The 12,055-nt window shown below is 73.3% G+C and carries 11 protein-coding genes; 5 read left to right on the forward strand and 6 right to left on the reverse strand.

The features are described from left to right. Positions 1 to 169 (forward strand): DUF350 domain-containing protein (locus tag O7543_RS00005; RefSeq protein ID WP_281567512.1); only part of this gene is annotated, 169 nt, incomplete at its 5' end. Positions 170 to 279: 110 nt separating this feature from the next. Here the strand turns inward: O7543_RS00005 and O7543_RS00010 are convergent. Beyond that, positions 280 to 786 carry a hypothetical protein gene (locus tag O7543_RS00010; RefSeq protein WP_281550786.1) on the reverse strand — a complete coding sequence of 169 codons (507 nt, stop codon included), beginning with the start codon at positions 784 to 786 and terminating at the stop codon, positions 280 to 282. Between the two features lie 116 nt (positions 787 to 902). Further along, the gene (locus O7543_RS00015) at positions 903 to 1,814 is read right to left on the reverse strand and encodes an LD-carboxypeptidase (RefSeq protein ID WP_281555644.1); all 912 of its coding nucleotides are present in this window, start codon (positions 1,812 to 1,814) and stop codon (positions 903 to 905) included. 226 nt (positions 1,815 to 2,040) lie between these two features. Between O7543_RS00015 and O7543_RS00020 the strand changes: the two genes are divergently transcribed. From O7543_RS00020 to mptB, 3 genes are read left to right on the forward strand one after another with little or no spacing between them, the layout of a single operon-like run. Then, positions 2,041 to 2,799 (forward strand): type 1 glutamine amidotransferase, encoded by a 759-nt coding sequence (locus O7543_RS00020; RefSeq protein ID WP_281550785.1) that lies wholly within the window; start codon positions 2,041 to 2,043, stop codon positions 2,797 to 2,799. A 7-nt stretch (positions 2,800 to 2,806) separates the two neighbouring features. Continuing rightward, positions 2,807 to 5,899 carry a bifunctional [glutamine synthetase] adenylyltransferase/[glutamine synthetase]-adenylyl-L-tyrosine phosphorylase gene (locus tag O7543_RS00025; RefSeq protein WP_281550784.1) on the forward strand — a complete coding sequence of 1,031 codons (3,093 nt, stop codon included), beginning with the start codon at positions 2,807 to 2,809 and terminating at the stop codon, positions 5,897 to 5,899. Beyond that, positions 5,892 to 7,394 (forward strand): polyprenol phosphomannose-dependent alpha 1,6 mannosyltransferase MptB, encoded by a 1,503-nt coding sequence (gene mptB, locus O7543_RS00030; protein ID WP_281550783.1) that lies wholly within the window; start codon positions 5,892 to 5,894, stop codon positions 7,392 to 7,394. The genes O7543_RS00025 and mptB overlap by 8 nt, the downstream gene beginning before the upstream one ends. A 99-nt stretch (positions 7,395 to 7,493) precedes the next feature. On the opposite strand, the gene glnA is transcribed toward mptB, so the two are convergent. Continuing rightward, entirely contained in the window at positions 7,494 to 8,918 is a 1,425-nt protein-coding gene (gene glnA, locus O7543_RS00035) for a type I glutamate--ammonia ligase (RefSeq protein WP_281550782.1), read from the reverse strand. A gap of 262 nt (positions 8,919 to 9,180) precedes the next feature. Between glnA and O7543_RS00040 the strand changes: the two genes are divergently transcribed. After that, a complete protein-coding gene (locus O7543_RS00040; RefSeq protein WP_281550781.1) occupies positions 9,181 to 9,525 on the forward strand; it encodes an RDD family protein in 345 nt (114 codons plus the stop codon). A 79-nt stretch (positions 9,526 to 9,604) separates the two neighbouring features. Here the strand turns inward: O7543_RS00040 and O7543_RS00045 are convergent, their stop codons facing one another. The 3 genes from O7543_RS00045 to lipB all read right to left on the reverse strand — a co-directional run bounded on the left by O7543_RS00045 (position 9,605) and on the right by lipB (position 12,044). Beyond that, complete coding sequence (locus O7543_RS00045) at positions 9,605 to 10,294, reverse strand: DUF4191 domain-containing protein (protein WP_281550780.1); 690 nt, start codon at positions 10,292 to 10,294, stop codon at positions 9,605 to 9,607. Between the two features lie 44 nt (positions 10,295 to 10,338). Beyond that, positions 10,339 to 11,280 carry a lipoyl synthase gene (gene lipA, locus O7543_RS00050; protein WP_281550779.1) on the reverse strand — a complete coding sequence of 314 codons (942 nt, stop codon included), beginning with the start codon at positions 11,278 to 11,280 and terminating at the stop codon, positions 10,339 to 10,341. A 122-nt stretch (positions 11,281 to 11,402) separates the two neighbouring features. Continuing rightward, a complete protein-coding gene (gene lipB / locus O7543_RS00055; protein WP_281550778.1) occupies positions 11,403 to 12,044 on the reverse strand; it encodes a lipoyl(octanoyl) transferase LipB in 642 nt (213 codons plus the stop codon). Between the last annotated feature and the right edge of the window lie 11 nt (positions 12,045 to 12,055).

The following is a 12,055-nucleotide window of genomic DNA, read 5'->3' on the forward strand; positions in this document are numbered from 1 at the left end:
CGGACTGATCGGGCTCGGCATCATGGCGTTGGCCTTCGCCGTGCTCGACTGGCTGACCCCCGGCCGGCTCGGCGCGGTGGTCTGCTCCGACGAGCCGCACCCCGCCGCCCGGGTCAGCGCCGCGTCGCACTTCGGCGCCGCCCTGATCGTCTGCGCCTGCATCGCCTGAGCCGGCTCGTCGTCCCCGGCCGCCGCCGGCCGGCGCGAAGACGATCCTGGCGCCGGAGCAACCCCGCGAAGGGCGTTCCGGCGCCAGGACCTTTCGGGGGCGGGATCGGGTCAGGTGCCGTCCGGCGACTCGGCGGCGTTCGGCTCCTCGTCCGTACCGCCCATCGGGCCGCCACGGCCCGGACCACCGCCGCGTCCGGGGCCGGCGAGCACCCCTTCCTCGTACGCCTTGAGCGCCGCGTCGGCCTCGGCCCGGGTGAGCTTCCCATCGGCGACCGCCGCGTCGAGCCGCTCCTGCAGCGCGGCCTGCCGGTCGGCCGTCCCCTCCGGCCGATCTCCGCGTTCGGGCCGGTCGCCGGCCCGCTCCTCACGGACCTTCTCCAGGGCGGCGGTGACGTCGTCGGCGGAGACGCCGAGTTCCGCGGCCAGCGCCTCAGCCAACTCGGTCGTCTTCGCCGCCCGGCGCTCCTCGCCGGTCGATCCGTCGGCGCTGGCACTTGCACTCGGCTCGGCGCCCTCCTGCGCGAAGGCGATGGTCGGCGCCGCGATCCCGACGCTGAGCACGCCCGCCGCAGCCAGGCCGGCGAGCGCCCGCTTCCTCGTGATCCTTCTGGACAAGTCGACCTCCGGATGTCGTCTCGGTGTGGTGCGATGACCTGACCGACGGTGCCCGGCCGCCCTCAACGCAACCCGTGCCGAAGCTGTCAGTGGGCTGAGAGTCCGGCCAGCTCAGGTCAGCGCACGGCGGGGGAGACCGTGAGGGTGCCGGCGGCGGCGTCGAGGGTGGCTGGTACGCCGAGGCCGACGGTGCGTGGGGTCTGCCCGTGCCCGAGCGGCAGCCCACCGAGCACCGGTACACCGAGGTCGCCCAGCCGCTCGCCCAGCACCTGCGCGACGTCCACCCCGTGCCGGTCGGCACAGTCGGTGAACTGGCCGACCGCGACCCCGGCCAGGTGCTCCAGCGCACCGGCCCGGCGCAGCTGGGTGAGCAGCCGGTCCACCCGGTACGGCGGCTCACCGATCTCCTCGATCAGCAGGATCGCCCCGGTCAGGTCCGGCAGGTCGGCGGTGCCCACCGAGGCCGCGAGCACGGTCAGGTTGCCGCCGAGCAGGGTGCCGTCGGCCCGACCCGGCACCAGCACCGCCGCGCCGGCCTCGTCCGGCGACCGGGTGAGCACCGTCGGCACCGGCTCCATCAGCGCCCGGCGCAGCGACCCGGCGGACACCGCCGGGGTCCGCTCGTCGTCCCATGCCGCCACCGGCCCGTGCAGCGTCGCCAACCGGGCACCCCGCCACAGCGCCAGGTGCAGCGCGGTGATGTCCGAGTAGCCGCAGACCACCTTCGGATCCCGGCGTACCGCCGCCATGTCCAGCAGGTCCACCACCCGCTGGGTGCCGTAGCCGCCCCGGGCGCAGACGACGCCCCGTACCGCCGGATCGGCGAACGCCTCGGCGAGATCGGCGGCCCGCTGCCGGTCGGTGCCGGCCAGGAAACCGTGCCGGCCCAGCGCGTGCCGGCCCAACCGGGGCCGCAGGCCCCAGGCAGCCAGCACGGCCATCCCCCGCTCGACCGGCTCCGCTGCGACCGGCCCACCCGGGGCCACGATCCGGACCTCGTCACCGGGTCGCAGCGCGGGCGGGTGCAGCGTCGGAGCGCCAGGTCGGACCGGCTCAGCCGCTGGGGAACGCGGCTCGCCACCTCGGCGGTCGGCCGGTCGCGGGTCGGTCACCGGCGCGAGACTACGCGAGGTTCCCGGTCCGAGCGAGCAGATCTGGTCCCGGTCCGAGCGAGCAGATTTTACGAGTACGCAACCGCGAGCACGCAGGCACCACCTACGGTCACCGCCCCGGCCGATTGGATAGCCTCGACACGTGGGCAGCGCTCTGGTGATCGAGAACGACCCGACCGACGACCTGCGACGGCTGGGGGAGTGGCTCGCCGAAGCCGGCCTGCCGATCGAGGTGTGCCGCCCGTACGCCGACGACCCGGTCCCGGCCGACCTGGCCGACCGACCGGCGGTGATCGTCCTCGGTGGCCGTCCGTCCGCAGTCGGTCCGGACCCGGCCGCCAGCTGGCTGCCTGCGGTCGAAGGGCTGCTGCGCAAGGCCGTCCGCCACCGGATCCCGACCCTCGGCATCGGGCTCGGTGCCCACCTGCTCGCCACCGCGCACGCCGGCACCGTCGAACGCAGCGCCGCCGGCCCGGAGATCGGGCCCGCGCTGGTCGGCAAGCGCGACGCCGCCGCCACCGACCCGCTGTTCCGGTTTGTGCCCCTCGCACCCGACGTGCTGCAGTGGCACGTCGACGAGATCACCGAGCTGCCCCACGGCGCGGTGCTGCTCGCCGCCTCCACGCACTACCCCCACCAGGCATTCCGCCTCGGTGACCGGGCCTGGGGGCTGCAGTTCCACATCGAGTGCGACCGGGACATGGTCAGCACCTGGGCGGCTGGGTCCACCATCCTGACCGAGCTGCGCCTGCCCGCCGACGTGGTCGTCGACGCCTGCGTCGAGGTGCTCGGTGACATCGAGGAGGTCTGGCAACCGTTCGCCGTCCGGTTCGCCGCGCTCGCCCTCGGCCAGCTGCCCGACTCGGACATCCCCCGGACCCTTCCGCTGCTCGGCAGTTAGGCCCCCGATGACCAGACCGACCAGTGCCACCGGCCGGCTCGCCCGGTACGGCTTCGACGTCAGCGGTACAGACACCGTCCGGGCCGCCGACCTGCTCGGCCCCGACGGGCTCGGGTTGTGGCAGGTGCAGGCGCAGCAGCCGGTCGACCCGCCGGCCGCCGAACTGTTGACCGCGCTGTCCCGGGCCGCCGACCCCGATCTGGCGCTGCGTCAGCTGCACCGGCTCGTCGAGGCGCAGCGGCGCGACGCCGCCACCGGCAACGACGACACCGGCAACGGCACCGGTGGCGCCGGTGCCGGCGGGTCGCCGGTGCTCGACGCCCTGCACGCCGACCCGGGGCTACGTCGGCGGCTGATCGCCGTCCTCGGTGCCTCGTCCAGTCTCGGCGACCATCTGGTCGCCAACCCGGACCAGTGGTCGGTGCTCGCCACCGAGAACGGAGTGGCCCCCGCCGCCGACGGTGTCCTCGACGTCGCCCCGGCCATCACCGATGCCGACGCCGCGTCGACCCCGCTGGTCGGCGCGGCGGCAGTCACCGCGCTGCGCCGGGCGTACCGGTTGGCCCTACTGCGGATCGCGGCGGCCGACCTGACCGGCGGGCGGTGTCTCGAACAGACCATGGCGGCGTTGTCCGCGCTGGCCGACGCGACCCTGTCCGCCGCGTACGCCATCGCCGTCGCCGAGCTGCCCGACGGCAGCGATCCGCCCGGCCTCGCCGTGGTGGCGATGGGCAAGTGCGGCGGCGACGAGCTGAACTACGTCTCCGACGTGGACGTGATCTTCGTCGCCGCCGACGACGCCGACCTGACGGTCGCCACCACCGTCGCCACCCGGTTGATCCACATCTGCGGGTTGGTGGCCTGGCCGGTGGACGCCGCACTGCGCCCGGAAGGCAACCGGGGGCCGTTGGTCCGTACCCTCGCCAGCCACCTCGCCTACTACCAGCGGTGGGCCCGGACCTGGGAGTTCCAGGCGTTACTCAAGGCCCGGCCGGCGGCCGGCGACCGTGACCTCGCGCAGGAGTGGATTCGGCTGCTGTCGCCGCTGGTCTGGCACGCCGCCGAGCGTCCGGAGGCGGTCGAGGACGTGCGGGCCATGCGCCGCCGGATCATCGAGAACGTCCCGCCCCGCGAGCTGGAACGCGAGATCAAACGCGGCCCCGGCGGGCTGCGCGACATCGAGTTCGCCGTCCAGCTGCTGCAGCTGGTGCATGGTCGGGTCGACGAGACGCTGCGGGCCCCCGGCACGCTGCCCACCCTGCGGGCCCTGGTCGCCGGCGGGTACGTCGGCCGCGCCGACGGCGAGGCGTTGCTGCGTGGCTACCGGTTCCTGCGCGGTGTCGAGCACCGGCTGCAACTGCAGGGGCTGCGCCGTACCCACACCGTGCCGGCCGACCCGGTGGCGCTGCGCTGGCTCGCCCAGGCCCTCGGCTACGCCTCGACCCCCGAAACCGACGTCGTCGAGGCGTTCCGGGCCGACTGGGTCAGTCACGCCACCGAGGTACGCCGCCTGCATGCCAAACTGCTCTACCGGCCGCTGCTCGAATCCGTCGCCCGGGTGCCGGCCGAGTCGCTGCGGATGACCCCGCAGGCCGCCCGGCGTCGGCTCGAGGTGCTGGGCTTCGCCGACCCGGCCGGGGCGCTGCGGCACCTGGAGGCCCTCACCGGCGGCGTCTCCCGGACCGCCGCCATCCAGCGCACGTTGCTACCGGTGCTGCTGCAGGAGTTCGCCGACGCCCCCCAGCCGGACCGAGGGCTGCTGAGCTACCGGCAGGTGTCCGACAAGCTCGGCAGCACCCCCTGGTATCTGCGGCTGCTGCGCGACGAAGGCCTGGTAGCCGGCCGGCTCGCCCGCACTCTCGGGCTGTCCCGGTACGCAGCCGACCTGCTGGCCCGCGAGCCCGAGGCGCTGCGGATGCTGGCGTCCGACGCCGAGCTCACCCCGCGCGACGCGGCGGTGCTGCGCACCGGCTTCGACGCCGCCGCGGCCCGCCACCTCGGCAGCGGTGGCGGCGAGCCGCCGGATCCGGTCCAGGCGGTCCGCGCCGTGCGGGCCCTGCGCCGCCGCGAACTGCTCCGGCTGGCCTGCGCCGACGTGCTCAACCGGGCCGGCGCTCTGGCCCCGGCCCGGGAGGCCCGGGGCCGGCTCGAAGTGGCCGCCGTCGGTGCCGGGCTGTCCGCCGTGGCCGACGCCACGCTCGCCGCCGCGCTGCGGGTCGCGGTCGAGACCGTGCCGCCGCCGGGCGGTCTGCGGTTCGCGATCATCGGCATGGGCCGCCTCGGCGGGTACGAGATGAGCTACTCCTCCGACGCCGACGTGCTCTTCGTCTACGACCCGCCGCCCGGCCTCGCCGACGACGAGGCCAGCGCGGCCGCCCGCGCGGTCGCCGAGGAGCTGCGCCGACTGCTCGGCATGCCGGCCCCCGACCCGCCGCTCGGGGTGGACGCCGACCTGCGCCCCGAGGGCCGGCAGGGGCCGCTGGTGCGCAGCCTCGCGGCGTACGCCCAGTACTACGCCCGGTGGGCGAAGGTGTGGGAGGCGCAGGCGCTGCTGCGGGCCCGGTTCGTCTGCGGCGACCCGTCGCTGGGCGAGGAGTTCGTCGCCGTCGCCGACCCGGTCCGCTACCCGGCCGGCGGGTTGAGCCGGGAGCAGGTCGTCGAGATCCGCCGGATCAAGGCCCGGGTGGAGACCGAACGACTGCCGCGCGGCGCCGACCCGGCCACCCATACCAAGCTCGGCCGGGGCGGGCTCGCCGACGTCGAATGGGCGGTGCAGCTGACCCAGCTGCGGCACGGGCACGCGGTGCCGGCGCTGCGTGACACCCGTACCCTGGTCGCGCTGGCTGCGGCCCGTGACGCCGACCTGGTCGACCGGGCCGACGCGACCGCGCTGCGCGACGGTTGGGTCCTCGCCTCCCGGGTCCGCGACGCGTTGATGCTGGTCCGGGGCCGGGCCACCGACCAGCTGCCCCGGCACGGTGCCGAGCTGGCCGGGGTGGTCCGGTTGCTCGGCGGCACCGACCCCGGCCAGTTCCTAGACGACTACCTGCGGACCGCCCGCCGCTGCCGGGCCGCGGCGGAGCGGGTCCTCGGTGCCTGACCGCTGCGGCGAGCCCGGGACGCGGTACCACCTCATCCGCTACGTCGGCCTGGCCGGCGCGGTCGCCCTCGCGGTCGCCGCCGGCCTGGGCGGCGCGCTGCCCGAACCACCGGCCGCCGGCTGGGCGGTCTTCACCAGCGGAACCGGCGTGCTCAGCGTGCTCGCCTGGGCCGCCGGCACCGGCGCGATGACGTGGGCCTGGTGGTCGGCCCAGCACGGCGTGCCGTCGGTACAGTGGGCGTTGACCACCGTCGGCCTCTGGGTGGTGCCGCTGCTGGTGGCACCGCCGCTGGGCAGCCGGGATGCCTACTCGTACGCCTGCCAGGGCTGGATCCTGCGCGACGGCGGCGACCCGTACGCCGGGGTGACCGGGCAGGGCTGTCCCTGGGTCGACGCGGTCGCCCCGCTGTGGCGCGACACCCCGGCCCCGTACGGGCCGCTGTTCGTCTGGCTCGCCGGGCTGGCGGTGGCGGTCGGTGCCGGCCTGACCGGCGCCCTGCTGGCGTTGCGGTTGACCGCCGTGGCCGGGCTGGTGCTGGTGGCGGTTGCGCTGCCCGGCCTGGCCGCCAGGTGCGGCCTGCCGGCCGGCCGGGCGCTGTGGTTGACCGTCGGCTGCCCGGTGGTGCTCATCCACCTGGTGTCGGGGGCGCACAACGACGCGTTGATGGTCGGCCTGCTGGTCGCGGCGCTGTGGGTGATCGCCGCCGGATCGGCCCGCCGGCCCGCGATGGCGGCCGTCGCCGGCGGGCTGCTGCTCGGGCTGGCCGTCGCGGTGAAGGCGACCGCGCTGGTGGTGGTGCCGTTCGCGGCGGCACTCGCGGTGGCCGGGCCGCGCCGCCCGGCCGCCCTGGTGCGGGCCGGGGCGCTGGTGGTGGCGGGGGTGGTCGGCGCGGTCACAGCCACCACCGTGCTGTCCGGGCTCGGCCTGGGCTGGGTGGACGGGCTGACCCACAGCGGCGACTCGCGGCAGTGGATTTCGCCGCCGACCGCCGTCGGGCTGCTGATCGACTACCTGGGGCGGCTGTTCGGGGTGCGACTGGACGCGGTCGGGCCGGCCCGCGCGGTGGGCCTGGCGCTGCTCGCCGGCTTCCTGATGTGGCTGTGGTGGCGGGTGTGGCGTGGCGGTGGACCGTTGGCCGGCTGGCGGGGCCCGGACAGTCGTGCCGTGCCGGTGGCGGACTCCGTCGGCCCACCGCAGACCTGGGACCGGGGGACCGTGGTGTTCGGGGCGGGGCTGGCGTTGGCCGCCACGGTGCTTGCCGCGCCGGTCGTCTACCCGTGGTACCTCAGCTGGCCGTTGGCGCTGCTGGCCGGTGCCGCGTACCGCACCGGGTGGTTTCTGGTGCCGGTGGCGGTCGCCGGTTTCCTGGTCCTGCCGGACGGCACGGGGGTCGCCGCGCTCACCAAGGCGCCGGGCACGGTCGCCATGTGCGCCCTGATCGTGGTGCTGGTGGTGCGGGCGGTCCGGTCCGCCCGGCGCCCCGGGGCGAGCTGACGGGCGGCTGGAGGAGGTCCGGGCAACGAAACGGCGGTGGGGGCGAGCCGAGGCCCGCCCCCACCGCCGTCGCCCACTGCTGGACCGGCGCGGCCGGAATCAGCAGTCGAAGTACATCGCGAACTCGTGCGGGGTCGGCCGCAGGCGGACCGGGTCGACCTCGTTGGACCGCTTCCAGTCGACCCAGGTGGAGATGAGGTCCGGCGTGAAGACCCCACCCTCGAGCAGGAAGTCGTGGTCGGCCTCCAGCGAGTCCAGCACGGCCGGCAGCGAACCCGGCACCTGCTTGACGTTGCCCCACTCCTCCGGCGGCAGGTCGTACAGGTCCTTGTCGATCGGCGTCGGCGGCTCGATCTTGCTCTTGATGCCGTCCAGGCCGGCCATCAGCATGGCGGAGAAGGCCAGGTAGACGTTCGCCGACGGATCCGGCACCCGGAACTCGACCCGCTTGGCCTTGGCGTTGCTGCCGGTGACCGGGATCCGGGTACAGGCGGACCGGTTGCGCTGCGAGTACACCAGGTTGACCGGTGCTTCGAAGCCCGGCACCAGTCGACGGTAGGAGTTGACCGTCGGGTTGGTGAAGGCCAGCAGCGACGGCGCGTGGTGCAGCAGACCGCCGATGTACCAGCGGGCGGTGTCCGACAGGCCGGCGTAGCCGGTCTCGTCGTAGAACAGCGGCTCGCCGTTGAGCCAGAGGCTCTGGTGGGTGTGCATGCCGGAGCCGTTGTCGCCGAACAGCGGCTTCGGCATGAAGGTCGCGGTCTTGCCGCTGGCCCAGGCGGTGTTCTTGACGATGTACTTGAACAGCTGCAGCTGGTCGCCGGCGTGCAGCAGGGTGGAGAACTTGTAGTTGATCTCGGCCTGGCCGGCGGTGCCGACCTCGTGGTGCGACCGCTCCACGGTGAAGCCGGTGTCGATCAGCTTGCGGACGATCTTGTCACGCAGGTCGGCGTAGTGGTCGACCGGCGGCACCGGGAAGTAGCCGCCCTTGTAGTTGGTCTTGTACCCGCGGTTGCCGCCCTCTTCCTCGCGACCGCTGTTCCACCAGCCCTCGATCGAGTCGATGTAGTAGTAGGCCTGGTTCGCGGAGGTCTCGTGGCGGATCGAGTCGAAGATGTAGAACTCCGCCTCGGGTCCGAAGTAGGCGGTGTCGGCGATGCCGCTCGCCGCCAGGTAGGCCTCCGCCTTCTTGGCCACGTTACGCGGGTCCCGGGAGTACGCCTCCCGGGTGAACGGGTCGTGGATGAAGAAGTTGAGCGCCAGCGTCTTCTCGATCCGGAACGGGTCGATGAATGCGGTGGCGACATCCGGCAGCAGCAGCATGTCCGACTCGTGGATCGCCTGGAAACCACGGATCGAAGACCCGTCGAAGGCGAGGCCGGTGGTGAAAATGTCCTCGTCGACCGACTCGACCGGCAAGTTGAAGTGCTGCATCACGCCGGGCAGGTCACAGAAGCGTACGTCGACGAATTTCACGCCCTCGTCTTTGAGGTACCGCAGTAGTTCCTCGGGATTGGCGAACACACGTCCTCCTGGCACGTCGCACTGATGGCTATGCTGGTCGCGACGCTATGGCCGCGGAGTTGCCCCACCGTGTCTCTAATGTTTCCGCCGTGTTACGTCCCCTGCGGAGCGTGATCCCGACCAATCGTCCCCCGCAGGATACGGCAGATGGCCCAGGCTAGTCTGGCCGTTCGTGGGTATCGGAAGGGGGAGCAGCGTGGCGGCTAGCGCAAATGCGGCTGCGGGTGGGGCGACGGACGGTCCGGCGGGGTCGGGTGCCAAGGTGTCCAGCCTGCTTCGCCGCACCGGTGCCCTAGTGATTGACTGGCTACTCTGTGTGCTTATCTCCAGCCTGTTTGCCGACCCGGCCCGGTCCGGCTGGCCACCGGTAGTCGTGCTGATCGCCGAGTACGGCATCTTCCTCGGGCTGTTCGCCCAGACCCCGGGAATGTGGCTGGCCCGGATCCGGTGTGTCTCGGCCGCCGACGGCGGCCGGATCGGCGTACCCCGGGCACTGCTGCGCGGACTGCTGCTGGCCCTGGTGATCCCGCCGCTGGTGATGGACGAGCGGCGACGCGGCCTGCACGACCGGGCCGCCGGCTCGGTCGTCGTCGCCGTCCCCAGCTGACCCACGACCGCAACCGCCCGGCCCGGCCCACCGCACCGCCCGGCCCACCGCACCGCGCCGTCATTGCGGCGACCGGCGGTCAGCGGCCCCGGGTCTGCCGGAAAGCGCCCTTCGGCGGTCGCATGTTCTTCGGAATGGCGCCCTTGGGTAACTGCGGCCGGGCCGACAACGCGGTCAGCCGCTTGTCCAACGCGTTGACGTCCTTGCCGGTCAGGTTGCGCGGCAAGCGCATCAGCGTCGTACGCATCCTGCGGATCGACAACTCGCCCTCGTCGGTGCCGATCACGTAGTCGTACAGCGGCGCACTGCCGATCACCTTCGCCAGCCGCCGCTTCTCCTGACCGAGCAACCCCCGGACCCGCTGCGGGTTGCCCTCGGCGAGCAGGATCACCCCGGGCCGCCCGATCACCAGATGGACCATGTCCATCTGGGTGGTCGAACTGACCGCCGGCGTCACCCGCCAGTCACCGCGCATGTTCTCCAGCAGCGAGGCCGCCGCACCCGGCTGGCCCTCGGCGACGTTCATCATCGCCGTGTTGGACCGCAGGTTCAGCACGATCAGTACGGCGAGCAGCGCCACCAGGATGCCGACCGGCAGCCACATCCACCCCAGCTTCAGCGTCACCGGCACGGTGATCGCCAGCGGCAGCACGACGGCGGCCACCGCCAGCGGGACGAACCACTTGTCGCGCTTGGCGGTGAACGAGAACACCATGCCGATCTGCTTCAGCCGCTGGCCGAACGACACCTTCTCCTGGGGTTTCGCCATGCGAGGCAGTCTAGTTGCCGGGGGCGAAGCCGTTCACCGGGCGGTCAGCCGGCCAGCGGCTGGGCCTCGCGCTGGCGCAGCGCCTGCTGGTAGAGCCGGCCGGCGCGGTACGACGAACGCACCAGCGGGCCGCTCATCACCCCGGAGAAGCCGATCCGCTCGGCCTCCTCGCGCAGCTCGACGAACTCCTCCGGCTTGACCCAGCGCTGCACCGGGTGATGCCGTGGCGTCGGGCGCAGATACTGGGTGATGGTGATCAGCTCGCACCCGGCGGCGTGCAGATCGCGCAGCGCCTGCGACACCTCGGAGCGCTCCTCGCCGAGGCCGAGGATCAGGTTGGACTTGGCCACCAGGCCGGCCGTGCGGGCCCGGGTGAGCACGTCGAGCGAGCGCTCGTACCGGAAGGCCGGCCGGATCCGCTTGAAGATCCGGGGCACCGTCTCGACGTTGTGAGCGAGCACCTCCGGTCGGGCGGCGAACACCTCGTCGAGCTGGCCGGCGTCGCCGTTGAAATCCGGGATCAGCAACTCGACGCCGCAGCCGGGCTGCAGCGCGTGAATCTGCCGGACGGTCTCGGCGTACAGCCAGGCACCCCCGTCGGGCAGGTCGTCGCGGGCCACCCCGGTGACCGTGGCGTAGCGCAGACCCATCGCCGCGACCGACTCGCCGACCCGGCGGGGCTCGTCGGCGTCGAACTCGGCCGGTTTGCCGGTGTCGATCTGACAGAAGTCGCAGCGCCGGGTGCACTGGTCCCCACCGATGAGGAAGGTGGCTTCCCGGTCCTCCCAACACTCGTAGATGTTGGGGCAGCCGGCCTCCTGACAGACGGTGTGCAACCCTTCCCGTTGCACCAGCCCGCGCAGCTCGGTGAACTCCGGCCCCATCCTGGCCTTGACCTTGATCCACGGGGGTTTGCGCTCGATCGGGGTCTCGGCGTTGCGGACCTCCAGGCGCAGCAGGCGTCGTCCCTCCGGAGCAATGGTCACCCTTGCCAGCCTACGCCGGCCGGTGCCCGCTCGGGCGGCCAGGCGACCGTGCGGCCACCGCTCACCGGGTGAGTTGGCTCACCCGAGGCATCGATCGGCCGGCGGACCCGAGAGCGGTCGGCTCAGCCGAGCGTGGGCAGGTGGCGCTCGACGACCGGCAGCACCTCGGCGACGGTCACCGGCCGGCCGAGCTCGGCGCTCAGCGAGGTGACACCGACGTCGCGCAGACCGCACGGCACGATCCGGTCATACGCCGTCAGGTCCGGGTCGCAGTTGATCGCGAAACCGTGCTGGGTGACCCCGCGGGCGACCCGGATGCCGATCGCCGCCACCTTGCGGGCCGGTCCACGGTCGTCGGCCGGCACCCAGACCCCGCTGTGGTTCGGCCCGTCGAGGCGGGTGGCGGCCAGCCCGAATTCGGCGCAGACGTCGATCAGCAGTTGCTCGACCCGGCGTACGTAGGCGACCACGTCGATCGGCTCCGACAACCGGACGATGGGGTAGCCGACCAACTGCCCCGGGCCGTGCCAGGTGATCTTGCCGCCCCGGTCGACGTCCACCACCGGGGTGCCGTCGACCGGGCGGTCCCACGGCTCGGTGCGCTTGCCAGCCGTGTAGACACTCGGGTGCTCCAGCAGGAGCACGGTGTCCGGCTCCTCGCCGGCGACCACGGCGGCGTGCAGTCGACGCTGCTCCGCCCAGGCGGTCTGGTAGTCGACGACGCCGGCTCGGACCCCGCGCAGGCGGGAAATGATGCTGGTCACGTCGTCCAGCC

The sequence above is a fragment of the Solwaraspora sp. WMMA2080 genome (genome assembly GCF_027497395.1).
Lineage (GTDB): Bacteria > Actinomycetota > Actinomycetes > Mycobacteriales > Micromonosporaceae > Micromonospora_E.